The sequence below is a fragment of the Achromobacter sp. AONIH1 genome (genome assembly GCF_002902905.1).
GTDB lineage: Bacteria > Pseudomonadota > Gammaproteobacteria > Burkholderiales > Burkholderiaceae_B > Achromobacter.
Map to the genome: position 1 here is coordinate 1129037 of NZ_CP026124.1, position 15405 is coordinate 1144441.

15 protein-coding genes, 1 pseudogene and 1 riboswitch are annotated in these 15405 nt (G+C 69.0%); of the genes and pseudogenes, 7 read left to right on the forward strand and 9 right to left on the reverse strand.

Annotated features, from left to right (window positions below):
• The first annotated feature begins 155 nt into the window (after positions 1-155).
• Positions 156-1040: a helix-turn-helix transcriptional regulator gene (locus C2U31_RS05225; RefSeq protein ID WP_158658316.1), complete on the forward strand. Its 885-nt coding sequence runs from the start codon at positions 156-158 to the stop codon at positions 1038-1040.
• Here C2U31_RS05225 and C2U31_RS05230 read toward each other — a convergent pair.
• Together C2U31_RS05230 and C2U31_RS05235 are read right to left on the reverse strand one after the other, a co-directional pair.
• Positions 973-1629, reverse strand: a complete 657-nt coding sequence (locus tag C2U31_RS05230; RefSeq protein WP_103271870.1) for a TetR/AcrR family transcriptional regulator — start codon at positions 1627-1629, stop codon at positions 973-975. The genes C2U31_RS05225 and C2U31_RS05230 overlap by 68 nt on opposite strands.
• A 184-nt stretch (positions 1630-1813) precedes the next feature.
• Positions 1814-2725, reverse strand: a complete 912-nt coding sequence (locus C2U31_RS05235) for a LysR substrate-binding domain-containing protein (RefSeq protein WP_103271871.1) — start codon at positions 2723-2725, stop codon at positions 1814-1816.
• Positions 2726-2860: 135 nt separating this feature from the next.
• Here C2U31_RS05235 and C2U31_RS05240 point away from each other — a divergent pair, with 135 nt between their 5' ends.
• The 3 genes from C2U31_RS05240 (at position 2861) to C2U31_RS05250 (ending at position 5578) form a co-directional block, all read left to right on the forward strand.
• Positions 2861-3790, forward strand: a complete 930-nt coding sequence (locus C2U31_RS05240; RefSeq protein WP_103271872.1) for an NAD(P)-dependent oxidoreductase — start codon at positions 2861-2863, stop codon at positions 3788-3790.
• 169 nt (positions 3791-3959) lie between these two features.
• Positions 3960-4940 (forward strand): Bug family tripartite tricarboxylate transporter substrate binding protein, encoded by a 981-nt coding sequence (locus C2U31_RS05245; protein WP_369869743.1) that lies wholly within the window; start codon positions 3960-3962, stop codon positions 4938-4940.
• 59 nt (positions 4941-4999) lie between these two features.
• The gene (locus tag C2U31_RS05250) at positions 5000-5578 is read left to right on the forward strand and encodes an amino acid synthesis family protein (protein WP_103271873.1); all 579 of its coding nucleotides are present in this window, start codon (positions 5000-5002) and stop codon (positions 5576-5578) included.
• Positions 5579-5747: 169 nt separating this feature from the next.
• Here C2U31_RS05250 and ribB read toward each other — a convergent pair whose 3' ends face one another.
• Both ribB and C2U31_RS05260 read right to left on the reverse strand, forming a co-directional pair.
• Positions 5748-6461 carry a 3,4-dihydroxy-2-butanone-4-phosphate synthase gene (gene ribB / locus C2U31_RS05255; RefSeq protein WP_103271874.1) on the reverse strand — a complete coding sequence of 238 codons (714 nt, stop codon included), beginning with the start codon at positions 6459-6461 and terminating at the stop codon, positions 5748-5750.
• A 110-nt stretch (positions 6462-6571) separates the two neighbouring features.
• Positions 6572-6726: riboswitch (FMN riboswitch) on the reverse strand.
• Positions 6727-7131: 405 nt separating this feature from the next.
• Positions 7132-7629, reverse strand: a pseudogene (locus tag C2U31_RS05260) (SET domain-containing protein); the annotation flags it as partial.
• Between the two features lie 155 nt (positions 7630-7784).
• Here C2U31_RS05260 and C2U31_RS05265 point away from each other — a divergent pair.
• Together C2U31_RS05265 and C2U31_RS30450 are read left to right on the forward strand one after the other, a co-directional pair.
• Complete coding sequence (locus tag C2U31_RS05265; RefSeq protein WP_103271875.1) at positions 7785-8705, forward strand: bestrophin family protein; 921 nt, start codon at positions 7785-7787, stop codon at positions 8703-8705.
• Positions 8706-8839: 134 nt separating this feature from the next.
• Positions 8840-9058 (forward strand): hypothetical protein, encoded by a 219-nt coding sequence (locus tag C2U31_RS30450; protein ID WP_158658317.1) that lies wholly within the window; start codon positions 8840-8842, stop codon positions 9056-9058.
• Between the two features lie 32 nt (positions 9059-9090).
• Here the strand turns inward: C2U31_RS30450 and C2U31_RS05270 are convergent, their stop codons facing one another.
• The gene (locus C2U31_RS05270) at positions 9091-9564 is read right to left on the reverse strand and encodes an Lrp/AsnC family transcriptional regulator (RefSeq protein ID WP_103271876.1); all 474 of its coding nucleotides are present in this window, start codon (positions 9562-9564) and stop codon (positions 9091-9093) included.
• A 93-nt stretch (positions 9565-9657) separates the two neighbouring features.
• On the opposite strand from C2U31_RS05270, the gene ilvB reads away from it, so the two are divergent.
• Positions 9658-11508: a biosynthetic-type acetolactate synthase large subunit gene (ilvB, locus tag C2U31_RS05275; protein WP_103271877.1), complete on the forward strand. Its 1851-nt coding sequence runs from the start codon at positions 9658-9660 to the stop codon at positions 11506-11508.
• A 168-nt stretch (positions 11509-11676) separates the two neighbouring features.
• Here the strand turns inward: ilvB and C2U31_RS05280 are convergent, their stop codons facing one another.
• From C2U31_RS05280 to C2U31_RS05295, 4 genes are all read right to left on the reverse strand, one after another.
• Complete coding sequence (locus C2U31_RS05280) at positions 11677-12456, reverse strand: SDR family oxidoreductase (protein ID WP_103271878.1); 780 nt, start codon at positions 12454-12456, stop codon at positions 11677-11679.
• A gap of 158 nt (positions 12457-12614) precedes the next feature.
• Positions 12615-13484, reverse strand: coding sequence for an ABC transporter permease (locus tag C2U31_RS05285; RefSeq protein ID WP_233772653.1), 870 nt, complete (start codon positions 13482-13484; stop codon positions 12615-12617).
• Positions 13485-13495: 11 nt separating this feature from the next.
• Complete coding sequence (locus tag C2U31_RS05290; RefSeq protein WP_103271879.1) at positions 13496-14266, reverse strand: ABC transporter ATP-binding protein; 771 nt, start codon at positions 14264-14266, stop codon at positions 13496-13498.
• On the reverse strand, positions 14266-15324 hold the full coding sequence (locus tag C2U31_RS05295; RefSeq protein WP_103271880.1) for an ABC transporter substrate-binding protein: 1059 nt from the start codon (positions 15322-15324) through the stop codon (positions 14266-14268). The genes C2U31_RS05290 and C2U31_RS05295 overlap by 1 nt, the downstream gene beginning before the upstream one ends.
• Between the last annotated feature and the right edge of the window lie 81 nt (positions 15325-15405).

Genomic DNA, 15405 nt, shown 5'->3' on the forward strand with positions numbered 1-15405 from the left:
AAGCGGCGCGGCATCACGCTCGCATGAAGAATCAGACGAATGAACAGCGGCGGACCCATGGGCGGATCTTTTTGCGTCACCCGCGGCATTGCCGCTCCCGCCGCGATTTGGCATGCTCGGGAATCCGCGAATCCATCCCGCGCCGGAGGTCCCGCATGTCCGCCGTGATGACCATCGATCACATGAGCCAGCTCGTCGACGCCCTGGACCGGCAGGACTTCCCGGCCCTGCTGTTGGAGCGCCTGGAAACGCTGGTGCCGTTCGACCTGTATGCCGTGTTCTTCTACGACGGGGAATCCGCGCCGGCCTGTCTGCATAGCAACTTCCCGTCCGGCGCGCCGGAACGCTCGCTGCATCGCTACTCGGGTGGCACGTTCCGCTATCACCCGTTCTTCCAGCATCACCTGCGGGGCATCGAAAGCGGCGTCCATTTCCTGCCCGAGCTGTGCCGCTCGCCCTTCCTGCACCGGCCCGAGCGCGATTGCGACAGCATCCGGCTGAGCCGCGACGAAGAGATCGGCTATCTGACCCGGGACTTTCCCGCCACGCTCAAGGAGCTGGACCTGAGCGTGCGCCTGGCCGGCTCGCGCACCTTGCAGGTGGGCCTGTACCGCCAAGGCGGCGCGCGGTTCACCCGCCACGAGGCCGCGCGGCTGAACAGCGTGTTTCCGCTGGTCCAGTCGCTGCTCAGGCGGCATCTGGCCTCGTGGCTGGCGGAACGCGAATGCGCGTCGCGGGACGGCCTGCGCCTGGCCGGCATGCGCGGCTGGCGGGAAAGGCTGTCGCCGCGCGAAGCCGAGATCGTCGGCCTGATTCTCAGGGGCTATTGCTCGAAGGAGATCGCGCAAAAGCTCAAGATCGGCATCGAGACCGTCAAGACGCATCGCAAGAATGCCTATGCGAGGCTGGATGTGTCGAGCGCGCCGGAACTGGCGTCCCGCTTCCTGGATACGCTGGCGGCGGCAGCCTGTCTCAGCCCGCCTTGCGCGGCGCGGCCCGCCTGCGGGCGGCCGGCGCCGGCACGCTCAGATAGCCCATGATGGCGTCCACCACCGCCTGTTCCAATTGCGCCGACGAAAAGCCGGCCGGCGGTTCCAGCGCGGCCGCGTGCACCAGCGATTCCATGATGCGCAGCACCACATAGGTGGCCAGATCGCGGTCCGGCTGTGCGATCTCGTCGCGGTGGAACTCCAGCAGGTGCCGCATGCGGCGGTGGATGTCCTGGTCGGCGAGGCTGTGCTCGCGCGGTTGGTCGAACAGCGGGAACTCGCGTTCCAGCACGCGATGCAGCGCCGGTTCCAGCAGGTGCGCGCCCAGCATGGCGCCGACGATGGCGGCGACCCGGTCGCGCAGCGTGGCGGCGGGATTGGCCTCCAGCGTCTGGTCGATCAGGTCCAGCATCTGCCGGTCGTGGCGGTCGTGCAGGGCGGCGATCAGCGCGTTCTTGTTCGGGAAGTACTGGTACAGCGAACCCACGCTCACGCCCGCGGTTTCGGCGATCAGGTTGGTGTTGGTGCCTGCGTAGCCATGTTCGGCCAGCACGCGGGCGGTGGCTTGCAGGATGGCGTCGACGGTCTGTTGCGAGCGCTGCTGGCGCGGCGCTTTTCGGGGCTGCGGGATGGATGTCATGAAAACCGGGTGATGCGTGTATCTAATGCGAGCTGTGGCTCATTAAATTCTTCTGTGCCCGCGGGGGGCGCGAGTCCCGGAATTATGCCATCGCCCAGGCGGGCCTCGCGCTATCCCGTTCCCTCTTTCCATTTGAAGGACTTCCTTGCATGTCGGCCGTCGCGACGGCGGGCGGCGGCAAGCGCTATCCCGGTGTTTTCAGGTCAGGCAGGCCGCGCACATGTTCCCTGATCAGGCGCACGAAACGCTGCACCTGCCGGCTGGGCCGCTCGAAGCGCGAGCGCGCCAGGCTCAGCGACAGCGGGATCGATTCGCGCAGCGGCCGCGCCACCACGCCGGGCCAGCCCTGGCCGCCCACCGAGAACTGATCGACGATGGCGACGCCGGCGCCCGCCCGCACCAGCGCGCAGGCGACTTCGGCGCGCATGATGTCGACCGCCGCGCTCCAGCTCACGCCGGCCCGCTGGAAGGCCGCCGCCACCAGCTGGCCGAAGGGAATGTTGCGGCTGTAGAGCACCAGCCGGCAGGCCGCCAGCTGCGCCAGGCTCACGCGCGGCTGCGCGGCCAGCGGATGGCCTTCCGGCAGGATGCAGACCATCTCGCCCGTGGCCAGCGGTTCGACCACCAGGTTGGGATGGTCGACCGGCAGCACCGAGATCGCCAGCTCGGCCTTGCGGCCCAGCAGCTCGTGCGCCATGTCGGCCAGCAGCGTGGTGTGGAACTTGAGCCGCACGCCGGGGTGCAGCTCCAGGTAGCGGGCGATGGCCGGCGGCAGGAAGTTCAGCGCCAGGCTGGGGCTGGCGCACAGCGTCAGCGCGCCCTCGGGCCGGGCGGCCAGGTCGCGCGCCAGCTCGTCGATGCGCAACGCTTCCTCGAACAGCGGCCCGACTTCCTCGAACAGGCGCTGCGCCTCGGGCGTGGGCGTGAGCTTGCCCTTGTCGCGCGCGAACAGCTGCAGGCCCAGGCTCTGCTCGGCATGGGCGATCAGCCGGCTGACGGCGGGCTGCGACACGAACAGCAGCTTGGCCGCGCCGTTCATCGAGCCGGTCAGCATGACCGCGCGAAACACCTCCATCTGCCTGAGCTTGAAGCGCATGGCGCTTTCCGTCCTGTCTCGATAATCGTTTGTTATATCCCCCGGCCAACTTAGCATAGGCCGTGAAAATCCACAGCCGGTAGCATCCCCATGCGCTTTTCGTTCTGGAAAAGGCATCATCGATAAGTAGAAGGCATGAGCATGGAAATCGGATTCGTCGGACTGGGAATGATGGGCTTGCCGATGCTGGAGAACCTGGCGCGGTCCGACTCGGACGACCGGATCCTGGCCCATGACCGCGACCCGGCCCGCCTGGAGCGGCTGCACGCGCATCCCGCCTGGGGCCGCACGCTGCGCGGGGCCGGGAGCCTGGACGAGCTGGCCGGCTGCGACATCCTCATCACCATGCTGCCGGACAGCGCCGTGACCAACGCCGTGATCGAGGGCGCGCCGGGCCGTCCAGGACTGATGACACTGCTGCGCCCCGGCGCCCTGCTGCTGGACATGGGCTCGTCCGATCCCGCGCAGACGCTGCGGCTGGCGCCGCTGCTGCGCGCGGCCGGACTGGCGCTGGTCGACGCGCCCGTTTCCGGCGCCGTGGCCAAGGCCGCCGCCGGCACGCTGGCCATCATGGCGGGCGGCGACGCCGCCGACCTGGAGCGCGCGCGTCCGTTGCTGTCGCGCATGGGCGCCACGCTGATCCCCACCGGCGCGGTCGGCTCGGCCCATGCCATGAAGGCGCTGAACAACTATGTGTACGCCGCCGGTCTGCTGGCGGCCAGCGAGGCGCTGCTGATCGCGCGCCGCATGGACCTGGACCTGGACGTCTTCACCGACGTGCTCAATGCGTCCAGCGGCCGCAACGTCGCCACCGAGACCAAGCTGCGCCAGTTCATCGTGCCGGGCAGCTACGCCGGCGGCTTCGCGCTGGCGTTGATGGCCAAGGACCTGCGCACCGCCGACGCGCTGCAGGCGCACGCCGGCGTGCGCGTCGGGCAGCTGTCGCTGTGCGCCGGGTTGTGGCAGCGCGCGCTGGCGGAGATGGAGCCGGGCGTGGACAACACGCGGATCCACCAATACCTGGAGCGGTTGAACGCGTCCGAAATGGCGGCGCATCCGGCGTAACGACGCTGTCCGTCGTGGCGGACGCGTGGGTCGCACGGGCGGGTTGGCAACGGATCCGTCCGGCAAAGAGAGCAGTCCTGCGCCGCGCTGGCTGGCGCGGGTATGTCGTCCCGTGGCGCGCGGCAGCGGCCTCGGGGCGGTGACAAGAACACATCAACAGGAGACAGCCATGCAACCCATCATCGCCGCGCGGCGGCTGGCGGCCGGCCTGGGCGCGGCCCTGCTCGCCCTGGCTGTCATGCACCCGGCGCGGGCCGCCTATCCCGACCGTCCCATCCGCATGGTCGTGCCCTTTCCGCCGGGCAGCATCACCGACGTGGTGGCGCGCAGCCTGGGCAAGGCCATGGCCGACGACCTGGGCCAGCCGGTGGTGGTCGAGAACAAGCCCGGCGCCAACGGCATCATCGGCACGCATGACGTGGCGCGCAGCAAGCCGGATGGCTATACCGTGGTGGTGGTCGGCGTGTCCACGGCCGCCAGCGGCGTCAGCCTGTTCAAGAACCTGCCCTACGATCCGGCCGTCGACCTGTCGCCCATCGGCGCCGTGGCCGAGACGCCCTATCTGCTGGTTGGCTCGCCGCGCCTGCCGGGCGCCAGCGTGGCCGAGCTGTACGCCTACGGCGCGCGGCATCCGGGCAAGCTGACCTATGCCTACGGCTCGGGCAGCGCGCAGGTGTTCGGCGCCAAGTGGGCGCGGATGGGTGGCATCGACGTCACGGCCGTGCCCTATCGCGGCGGCCCGCAGGCGCTGACCGACGTGATCGGCGGCACCGTGGACCTGACCTTCACCGATCTGGCCAACGGCCTGCAGCAGGCGCGCGCCGGCAAGGTCAAGACCTATGGCGTCAGCACGCCGGAACGGTTCCCGCCGGCGCCCGACATTCCCACGCTGAACGAGAGCGGCGCGCCCGGCTTCAACCTGACCGTGTGGTTCGGCCTGATGGGTCCGAAGGATCTGCCCGAGCCGGTATCCCGGCGCCTGGCGGCCGCGCTGGAGAAGGCGCTGGGCAATGCCGAATTGAAGGAAGCCTACGCGGCGCAGGGCCTTTCCGTGAAAACCCAGACGCCCGCGCAATTCGGCGCCTTCGTGCGCGCCGAGATCGACAAGTGGGCCGCCATCGTCAGGGAAACCGGCATCGAGCCGCAATGAAAGGCGCGCCGTCGCCGCATGTCATCCCCGCATTCCATCCTGTTCCCGGAGGCCATCCCATGTCCCTGATCGATATCCGCAAGCGTTGCCTCATCGTCGAAACCACGTTCCATGAGTACGGTCCGCCGCCGGCCGTGCCGTTGAAGCTGGCCGCGTCCTGCGCCGTGATTCGCAATCCCTATGCCGGCCGCTACGAGCCGGACCTGATGCCCTTCATGGCCGAACTACGCGGGCTGGGCACGCTGTTGGCGACCGAGCTGGTCGACACGCTGGGCAAGGACAGCATCGAGGTCTACAGCAAGGCCGCCATCGTCGGGCTGGACGGCGAGATGGAGCACGGCGCGGTCTGGCACGAGGCCGGCGGCTGGGCCATGCGCAGCGTGCTGGGCGAGCCCAAGGCGATGGTGCCGGCCGTCAAGGCGGTGGCCGTGGCCGGCTACCGCATGATGGTGCCGGTGCACTATATCCACGCTTCCTATGTGCGCAGCCACTTCAACAGCATCGAGATCGGCATCCAGGATGCGCCCAGGCCGGGCGAGATCCTGTTCGCGCTGGTCATGGGCACGGGCGGCCGCGTGCATGCGCGGCTGGGCGGGCTGACCAGGGAGGCGGTGTCGGCGCACGACGGGCAGCGCTGAACGCGCATCGCCCGGGGGAAGGATGCCGGCGCGGCGGGTCGCGGCGCCGGCATTGGCCTTGGTCAGCGCCGGCAGCGGCATCGACACCGGCGGGTTTGGTGCGGGTCGGGTGTTCATATCGGCGCGGTCCGGGGCTGAAGGCCGGGCCGCGCCGGTGTGGCGCGCCGGATCAGGCCGTGGCGGCCATCTCCAGCACTTCGTCGTCGACCGGCGTGGCCTGGCCATCGCGCAGCTTCTGCAGATGATCGGCCAGCTCGGCGATGGTCAGCGCCACCAGGCCGTGCTGGGCGGCGTAGCGCTCCAGCGCGGCGCCGCGCATCATGGTGCCGTCGGCGTTCATCAGCTCGCACAGCACGCCGGCCGGACGCAGGCCCGCCAGCACGGCCAGGTCGACCGAGCCTTCGGTGTGGCCGCGGCGCGTCAGCACGCCGCCGGGCTGGGCGCGCAGCGGGAACACGTGGCCGGGGCTGACGATGTCGCCGGGCTGGCCGGTGGGCGAGACGGCGGCGCGGATGGTGGTGACGCGATCGGCCGCCGACACGCCGGTGCTCACGCCCTCGCGCGCCTCGATCGACACGGTGAAGGCGGTGGCGTGGCGGCTTTCGTTCTTCTGCACCATGGGCGGCAGGCCCAGGCGGTCCAGCGCCTCGCCGGGCAGGCACAGGCAGACGATGCCGCTGCCGTCGCGGATCAGCTGCGCCATGACGGGCACGGTGAGCTTGTCGGCGGCGACGATCAGGTCGGCCTCGTTCTCGCGGTCGAAGTCGTCCATCAGGATGACGGGACGGCCCAGGCGCAGGTGATGCAGGGCGCGCTGCAAGCGGGCCTCGAACGGCTGGGAAGCCAGGCTGGGAAGGGATTGCTGCGGATTGGTATTGGACATGTGAAACGCTCTCGCGGAAAAAGTGGGCGAAAAACGTTTCAGGGCTATGCGACAGCCGAACAGAAAACCGCTGGCCGGACGCAAGCGCCCGGGCAGCCGAGTATGTGCCGGCACATCTTCTCTCATCCGGACTATGACCGTCGGCCCTGGCATCTCACCAGGTCTGCTGACCCCGGCGTTCCTGGGGAACACCGGGCGCTCGCGGGCTCGCCACATTGCGTGGCATACCGCCGGTGGGGAATTTCGCCCCGCCCTGAAGACGTACTGCATGTCGTGTTAACGACCGGCTGATTGTACGCCTGCCGGGGCGGGACGGGGCAATACGCCTGCCGCCGGTGGGGTTTCAGGCGGGGGACGGAACCGGCGCGGTCTTGTGCGTGGCGCGGCGCTTGGCGGCGGGGGACTTGGACTGGGCTGCTTCCGGCTGGGCAGTGGCTTCGGCCGGCTTGCGGGCGGGTTTCCGCGCCGGCTTGGTGGCGGCCTGGCCGTTCGCTTGCGCGGGCGCGTCCTGCTTGGCTGCGGGTTTGGCGTCCGGCTTTGCGTCCAACAGTGCGTCCTGTTTGGCGCCCGGCTTCACCGCTTGCTTCGAACCGCCCCGTTTTTTCGTGGGCGCGTCCGCGCTCTTGGCCACGGGCTGCGCCTCGGCCTGCCTGGCCTCGGCCAGCTTCTTCTGCGCCTTCTTCTTCTGCTTGTCCGACAGAGCCAGCATGGTGCCGCGACACGGCGGCGTGCCGCAGAGGCAGCGGTAGCCGTCGCGCAGCGCCTTGGTGATGCGGCCGTCCAGCACCAGGCCGTAGTCGTAGGACAGCTCTTCGCCGCGCGCGATGTCGCGCACGGCCACGATATAGACGCGCTTGCCGTGTTTGCCTTCCTGCGCCTCGCAGTTGGGTTCGCAGGAATGGTTGATCCAGCGGGCGTCGTTGCCTTCGTCGCCGCCGTCGATCACGCGGCCCGAGCTGAGGGCGAAGAAGAAGGTGTGGAACGGGTCGTCCGGATTGGTCGGATGGCGGCGGTCCGCTTCCTTGGCGCTGATGCGCTGGCCGCCGTATTCAATGATGCGCGTGCCCGCGGGGATCTTGCGCGCGGCGAAGACGCCGTTGCCGTGCAGCTTGGAGCGGCGGACGGCGTGCCAGGGCTTGATGGGGGTGTCTTCGGAGGCGGTGGTCATGGGGCTGCGGGCCTTTGGGGGCGATGAAACGAAACAGAATTATATCGGCGCGTCCATGACGGTTTGACAGGCGTATAGTGAGCGCGCCGCGTATCTGCTTTCCGGTTTTCGTTTCCGGTTCCTCTTTCCATCTCGCCTTTCCTTCCCACCCCATCATGATCGTCCGTCCGCGTCCTTCCGCGCTGGCCCTGTTCTTCATTCTGCGCGGCTCCATCATTCCGCGCATCTTCAGCCGCATTCTCGTCATCACCCTGCTGGCCGGCCTGGTCGTGTGGATGTACCACGACCGCATGTTCTCGCCGGCCCACCTGTCCGCCGTGCCCTTCTCGCTGTTCGGCCTGGCGCTGTCGGTGTTCATGGGGTTCCGCAACAACGTCTGCTACGACCGCTGGTGGGAAGCGCGCAAGCAATGGGGCGAACTCATCGTCCAGTGCCGCAGCCTGGCGCGCGAAAGCGCGGTGCTCCTGGCCGCCAGCACCGCCAACCCGGTGCAGGAGCGCATCGTGCGCCGCTGCATCGGCTTCGCCTACGCGCTGGCCGCGCGCCTGCGCGAAGAGGACGCCCTTGCCGCCGCCCGGCCCTGGGTGCAGTTGGACGAGGCCGAAACCCTGGCCGGCTGCCGCAACGTGCCGGACGCGCTGCTGCTGGCCATCAACCGCGACCTGGCCGCCTGTCTGCGGCGCGGCGAGCTGACCGACATCCTCTACCAGGCCCTGACCCAGCGCGCCGCCGCCTGCGCCGCCATCCAGGCCGCCTGCGAGCGCATCAAGTTCACGCCCTCGCCCTTCGCCTATTCGCTGCTGCTGCACCGCACCGCCTGGCTGTTCTGCCTGCTGCTGCCCTTCGGGCTGGTGGGCGCGCTGGAATACCTGACCCCGGTGGCGGTCACCATCATCGCCTACACCTTCTTCGGCCTGGACGCGCTGGGCGACGAACTGGAAGACCCCTTCGGCAAGGACGAGAACGACCTGCCCCTGTCCGCGCTGGCGCGCGTCATCGAGATCGACCTGCTGGAAGGTCTGGGCGTGCGGCCACTGCCGGAGCCGGCGGTGCCGGTGGATTATGTGCTGAGGTAGGGGGCGGGGATGCCGCGAATTTGCGGGGACCCACAATAGATTGGGTTCAGTTGCCCGGCTACAGTGAGCACAGGCGCCTCGTGAAATGGCATGGCGCTTCGATGCGGCATGCTGTTTGGGAGACCTACGCTGTGATGGATCACGACGAATGCAAGGCTCATACCTCTGCCGAGACTACTTGCACGAGCAGCGAACGCCCTATTCTGGCACCTGCGACCAGCGACAGCGGCATGCAAGAAACACTGCATCTGCTTAGTACGAAAGCCAACGCCAAGCGCCTGCGAAAATCCATTGCGAATTTGCGGGCCGGAAAACTCCTGATGTTCGGTATCCGAAAACCGGGCCACACCTGAATGGTCAGGGCCCATGTCTGGTTTGCACGGACCTAGGCCGTTGCCGCGCCCGTCAGCGGCAGCATCGTCTCCTTCAACCGGCGCAGCACAAAGCAAGACTTGCTGTGCCGGATCCCCGGTATTCGGTACAGCTGTTCGCGCAGCAGGCGCTCGTAGTCCCGCGTGTCGCGCACGGCGATGCGGATGTAATAGTCGTAGTCGCCCGACACCAGGAAGGCCTCCAGCACCTCGGGAATCTGGGCCAGGGCGCGGCCGAATTCGTACAGGGTTTCCTCGCTGTGGCTTTCCAGCGTGACGTGCACGATCACCGTGTCCATGAAGCCCAGGCTGGCCGGGTCGATGTCCACCGTGTAGCCGCGGATCACGCCGGCGCTTTCCATGCGCTTGATCCGGTTCCAGCAGGGCGTGGATGACAGGCCCACGGCCGCGCCGATGTCGTTGAGGCTGGCGCGCGCGTTCTGCTGCAGCACCTTCAGAATGGCCAGGTCAAACTTGTCCAGGTTCATTTTCTTCAAATTCTCCATGTTGAAGATGAATTTACTCCGTATGGCCGTTATCCGTGGAAAAGAAGATAAAAATTCTTCCCATCCACGAATAAGATAGTCAGCATGAACGATCGCCTCCACTCCGCCGCCCTTGCCGTCCTGCCGGACGCCGATTCCACCGCCTCGCGCCCGGCCGCCGGCCCCGCCGCCAACGGCGCCCGGATCCTGCTGGACACGCTGATCGCGCATGGGGTGGACACGATTTTCGGCTACCCCGGCGGCGCCGTGCTGCCGCTGTACGACGCGCTCTACGCCGAGCCGCGCCTGCGCCATGTGCTGGTGCGTCACGAGCAGGCCGCCGTCCATGCCGCCGAGGGCTATGCCCGCAGCACCGGCCGCACCGGCGTGGTCTTCGTGACGTCCGGCCCGGGCATGGCCAACACCACCTCCGGCCTGCTGGACGCCATGTGCGATTCGATCCCGGTGCTGTGCATCAGCGGCCAGGTGGCCACGGCCGCGATCGGCACCGACGCCTTCCAGGAATGCGACGCCATCGGCATCTCGCGCTCGGTGACCAAGTGGAACACCCAGGTCCGCGCGGTGGACGACGTGGCCGCCGTGGTGAGCCGCGCCTTCGAACTGACGCGCCAGGGCCGGCCCGGCCCGGTGCTGCTGGATTTCCCCAAGGACGTGCAGCTGGCCGTGCCGCATGACGCCGACATCGACGTGCCGGCAGCGCCCTCGCAGCAGAAGCTGGCCGCGCTGCGCGCGCGCCGACAGGCCGGCAAGCTGGCCCCCAAGCTGCCGCAGTCGGCCGTGCGCCGCGCCGCCGCGCTAATCGCACAAGCCAAGCGTCCTATTTTCTATGGTGGTGGCGGGCTGGTGAACGCCGGCCCCGAGGCTTGCGCCGCCTTCACCGAGCTGGTGCGCCACACCGGCGCGCCCTGCACGCTGACGCTGATGGGCCTGGGCGCCTTTCCCGCGTCCAGCCCGCAGTTCGTCGGCATGCTGGGCATGCACGGCACGGTCGAGGCCAACCTCGCCATGCACAACGCCGATCTGGTGGTCTGCATCGGCGCGCGTTTCGACGACCGTATCACCGGCAAGCTCTCGGAATTCTGTCCGCACGCGCGCAAGATCCACATCGACATCGACCCCGCCTCGATCAACAAGGTCGTGCGCGTGGACGTGGCGCTGGTCGGCGACTGCCTGCCGCTGGTGCAGGCGCTGCGCGCCGAGCTGGGTGACGCGCCGCTGGACCCGGCGCGGCTCGCACCCTGGTGGGACCGCGTCGCTACCTGGCGCGCCCGGGACTGCCTGGGCTACACGCCCTCGGCCGAGTCCATCCTGCCGCAGCACCTGATGGCGCGCCTGAACGCCGCGCTGGACGGCCGCGACGCCGTCGTCTCCACCGACGTGGGCCAGCACCAGATGTGGGCCGCGCAGTACCTGCGCTTCGACCGGCCCAATCGCTGGCTGACCTCGGGCGGCGCCGGCACCATGGGCTACGGCGTGCCCGCCGCCATCGGCGCGCAGATCGCGCACCCGGACAAGACCGTGGTCTGCGTCAGCGGCGACGCGTCCGTGCTGATGAACATCCAGGAACTGTCCACCGCCATGCAGCACCAGACGCCGGTCAAGGTCGTGCTGTGCAACAACGGCTACATGGGCATGGTGCGGCAATGGCAGGAGCTGATCCACGGCGGCCGCTACAGCCACAGCTACAACGCCTCGCTGCCCGACTTCGTGGCGCTTGCGCGCGCCTTCGGCTGGGGCGCGGCGCGCGTGGACGATCCCGCGCAGCTGGACGCCGCGCTGGCCGAGTGCCTGGCCCACGACGGCCCCTACTTCCTGGACGTGGCGGTGGCCGCGCAGGAAAACTGCTTCCCCATGATGCCCGCCGGCCACGGCCACCAGCGCATGATGCTGGCCGAAGGCGTCTGGTACCAGGACGAGACGAGCTGAGGCGGAGGCGGGAGCGGAAGCGGTAGCGGTAGCGGTAGCGTCCTTCCGCTGGGCCGCCCCGAGGAAGGACGGCCCCCTTGGGGGCCAGCAAGCGCGTAGCGCGCGGCGTGGGGGCGTTTCCCTCGCTGGGCCGCAAGCGCGCAGCACGCAGTGTGGCGGCGCGTTCCCTTAGAACTGGATCGACAGTCCGCCGTCCACCACCAGCACGTGTCCGTTGACATAGGACGCGGCGCGCGAGGCCAGGAACACGGCGGCGCCGGCGATTTCCTCCGGCTCGCCCCAGCGGCCCGTCGGATTGCGCGCCGCGACGCGCGGGCCGACCGAGGGGTCGGCAATCATCGCGGCATTGGTCTCGGTGGCGAAGGTGCCCGGCGCGATGGCGTTGCTGGTGATGCCGCGCCCGCCGAACTCCGCCGCCAGCGCCCGCATCATGCCGGTCAGGCCCTGCTTGGCCGCCGGATAGACGGCGTCGCCCGCGCGCGCGAATTCGCCCACCACGGAAGTGATGGCGATCAGCCGGCCGCCGCCCTGGCGCACCATGCGCTCGGCCGCGAGCTTGGACAGCAGCAGGCCGGCCACCAGGTCGGTGTCGATCAATTCGCGGATCTCGGCGGGCGTGGTGTCGGCCAGCGTCTTGCGGTTGCGCGCGCCCACGTTGTTGACCAGGATGTCCAGCCGGCCATGCTCGGCGTCGATGCGGGCGAAAGCCTGCGCCATGGCGGCGTCGTCGGCCACGTCGAAGGCCAGCGCGTGCGCGTCCAGCCCGTCGCGCCTGAGCGCGTCGGCGGCCGCCTCGGCGGCTGTGGCATTGCGGCCGTTGATGAGCACGCGCGCGCCACAGCCGGCCAGCGCCCGCGCGATGCACAGACCCAGCCCACGGGCCGATCCGGTCACCAGCGCGACCTGGCCGCCGAGTTCGAAGTTGCGCAGATAAGGCAGGGTATTCATGTCATTCGCCTATGGCTGGGAACGGGAACCGGGAAGAAACGTCGTGCTTGTTGGATCGCAGGCTCGCCCCGACCGGGGCCGCGCGGATCCGGCTTTGCCGGTCCGCAGCGGCGCCCCCTTGAGGGGGGAGGCGCGCAGCGCCTCGGGGGTGGGCCCGCTCATTCGCGGAATTCCGGGGCCCAGTGCAGCAGCCGCCGCTCCAGCCACGTCACGCAATACACCAGCGCGATCCCCACCAGCGACAGCAGCGTGACCGCGGCGAACATGTCGGTGGCGTTGAGCGTGGCCAGCGCGGTGATCATCAGGTAGCCCATGCCGGTGGTGGAGCCGACGAACTCGGCCAGCACCACGCCGATCAGCGCGAAGCTGATGGCGTTGGGCAGCGCGGCGAAGGTCCAGGCTGCGGCGGTGGGCACGCGCACGCGCCACAGGATCTGGCGCGGCGAGCCGCCCAGCGTGCGGCAGAAGTCCACCAGCTCGCGCTCCACGCTGCGCCCGCCCTTGTAGGTGTTGAAGAACACCAGGAAGAACACCACGAACCAGGACGTGACCACCTTGGACGCCAGCCCGAGCCCGAAGAACATGGTGATGAGCGGCACGAAGGCGATGCGCGGCATGGAGTTGAAGGCCACGATGTAAGGATTGAACACATCGGCCAGGAAGCGGCTGCGGCTGAGCGTCATGCCCACCAGGAAGCCGCTGCCCACGCCCACCGCCAGCCCGATCAGCGTGGCCTGCAGCGTCAGCCACAGATGCGGCCAGACCGAGCGTGGGCCGGGCTGCAGCCATTCCCACAGGCGCACGGCCACGCGCGAGGGCTGGCTGATGAAGAAGGGATCGAACAGGGTGTTCTGCGTGAACCAGGGAATGCGCGTCAGTGTCTCCCAGGCGCCCAGGATCACGGCCAGGATCAGCACCTGCCACAGCGTGACGCGGACGCGGCGGGCGATGGCCGCGCGGCGGTCCAGACGCAGCGGGTCCTGCGGCGCGGGGGCGGATTCATGGCGGGGAGTCGTCGCGGAAGTCATGGCGTCCGGTCTCAGGCGGCGGCGCGGAACTGCTGGCCCAGCACGCTCCACAGGCTTTGCACGTGGGCGGTGAACTGCGGCGTCTCGCGCAGCGTGAACACGTCGCGTGGATGCGGGATGGCGATGCGCTCGTCCAGCAGTACGCGGCTGGGCGGTCCGGACAGCACCACGACGCGGTCCGACAGCGTGATGGCCTCGTCCAGGTCGTGCGTCACCATCACGATGGTCTGGCCCAGCGTGCGCCAGATCTCGATCAGCTCGCGGTGCAGGTGCGTCTTGGTGTGCGTGTCCAGCGCGCCGAAGGGCTCGTCCAGCAGCAGGATGCGCGGCTCCACCGCCAGGCTCATCAACAGCGCCACGCGCCGCCGCATGCCGCCAGAGAGCTGGTGCGGATAGGCGTCGGCGAAGTCCGCCAGATGGCCCAGCTCCAGCAGCTCGGCCACGCGGCTGGCGATCCGGTCGGGCGCCACGCCCTGGAACTTCAGTCCCAGGGCCACGTTCTTCCGGACGCTGAACCAGGGCAGCAGCGTGTCCTTCTGGAAGATATAGCCCAGTCTGGGCGGCACCTGGCCGTTGACCCGCTGGCCGTCCACGCGGATCTCGCCGGCGGTGGGCGGCAGGAAGCCCGCGATCATGTTCAGCAGCGTGCTCTTGCCGCAGCCCGAGGGGCCGACGATGGACACGAACTCGCCCGCGCCGATGGTCAGGCTGACCTCGCCCACCGCATGCGTGACGCCCTGGCGCGCGGGGTACGCCTTGCCGACCCGGTCCAGCTCGATCATTACAGGCCCCGGGCGCGGCGCACGAAGCTCATGTCCACGCAGCGCGAGTACGGCACGGTCTTGAGCTCGTCGTTCGAGAACTGGCGGCCGTCGCCCATGATGGCGCTCATGCGCTGGTAGGCGTCCTCGGTGATGAGGTTGTCCGACAGGAACACGGTCTGCTTGTAGACGCCCAGCGTTTTCTCGATGGCGCTCTTGGGGAAGGCGCTGAGATAGTCGTCGTAGATCGCCTCGGTGATGGCGGCGGCGTCATGGGCGCTGATGAAATCCTGCGCCTTGACCAGCGCGCCGACGAAGGCCTGCACCGTTTCGGGGCGTTTTTGGATGGTGTCGGCCAGCGTCAGCGCGGCGATGCCGGGCACGTCGCCGCCCATGAACTCGTTCCACGAGGCCTCGGTGGTGGCGTCGAAGATCGGCACGCCCCAGCCCTCCTGGCGGGCCTGCTCCATCATCGACATGGTGGCCATGCTGGCCGAGACCGAGCCGGTCTTGAGCGCGCCCAGCATGGTGGCCAGGTCGCCCAGCGGGCGGATGTCCACCTTGTCGGCCACGCCGGCCTTCTGCATCAGGTACAGCGCCATCAGCCAGGTGCTGGACTGCGGCTGGGTCGCGCCCACGCGCTTGCCGGCCAGGTCTTTCAGCGACTTGATCTTGCCGCTGTCGTAGTCCTCGCGCCGCACGATCACGTTGGCGTAGGTCAGCTTGCGGTCGAAGCCGAACACCAGCGTGGCCGGCTTGCCGGCCAGCGTCAGCGCGGGCGCGGCGGTGGCGGCGGTGGCGCCGAACACGATCTGGCCGGCGGCCAGCAGCTGATTGGTGCGCGGGCCGCTCTGGGAATTCAGGTACTCGACCTCCAGCCCGGCCTCGCCGAAATAGCCGCGCTTGAGCGCCACATAGCCGGCCGCGAAGAAGGGGTCGATGCTGCCCTGCCCGTAGACCACGCGCCCCAGCTTGGGCTGGGCCAGCGCCACGCGGCCCTCGATCAGGCTGAGGCCGGCCAGCGCGCCGGCGGCGGTCAGGATGCGGCGGCGGGCGGGGGAGCGGGGGCTTGCGGTCATGTCGTCCTCTTCGGTCGTGTGCGGTACAGCGGGGTAAACAATACCGCAATACGGCGGGGTTCCGGGCGTTTGTCATGCGCC

Coding starts and splice junctions, on each gene's coding strand:
- C2U31_RS05225 (WP_158658316.1), top strand. CDS start 156: ATGTCCGCCGTGATGACCATCGATCACATGAGCCAGCTCGTCGACGCC.
- C2U31_RS05230 (WP_103271870.1), bottom strand. CDS start 1,629: ATGACATCCATCCCGCAGCCCCGAAAAGCGCCGCGCCAGCAGCGCTCG.
- C2U31_RS05235 (WP_103271871.1), bottom strand. CDS start 2,725: ATGCGCTTCAAGCTCAGGCAGATGGAGGTGTTTCGCGCGGTCATGCTG.
- C2U31_RS05240 (WP_103271872.1), top strand. CDS start 2,861: ATGAGCATGGAAATCGGATTCGTCGGACTGGGAATGATGGGCTTGCCG.
- C2U31_RS05245 (WP_369869743.1), top strand. CDS start 3,960: ATGCAACCCATCATCGCCGCGCGGCGGCTGGCGGCCGGCCTGGGCGCG.
- C2U31_RS05250 (WP_103271873.1), top strand. CDS start 5,000: ATGTCCCTGATCGATATCCGCAAGCGTTGCCTCATCGTCGAAACCACG.
- ribB (WP_103271874.1), bottom strand. CDS start 6,461: ATGTCCAATACCAATCCGCAGCAATCCCTTCCCAGCCTGGCTTCCCAG.
- C2U31_RS05265 (WP_103271875.1), top strand. CDS start 7,785: ATGATCGTCCGTCCGCGTCCTTCCGCGCTGGCCCTGTTCTTCATTCTG.
- C2U31_RS30450 (WP_158658317.1), top strand. CDS start 8,840: ATGGATCACGACGAATGCAAGGCTCATACCTCTGCCGAGACTACTTGC.
- C2U31_RS05270 (WP_103271876.1), bottom strand. CDS start 9,564: ATGAACCTGGACAAGTTTGACCTGGCCATTCTGAAGGTGCTGCAGCAG.
- C2U31_RS05280 (WP_103271878.1), bottom strand. CDS start 12,456: ATGAATACCCTGCCTTATCTGCGCAACTTCGAACTCGGCGGCCAGGTC.
- C2U31_RS05285 (WP_233772653.1), bottom strand. CDS start 13,484: ATGACTTCCGCGACGACTCCCCGCCATGAATCCGCCCCCGCGCCGCAG.
- C2U31_RS05290 (WP_103271879.1), bottom strand. CDS start 14,266: ATGATCGAGCTGGACCGGGTCGGCAAGGCGTACCCCGCGCGCCAGGGC.
- C2U31_RS05295 (WP_103271880.1), bottom strand. CDS start 15,324: ATGACCGCAAGCCCCCGCTCCCCCGCCCGCCGCCGCATCCTGACCGCC.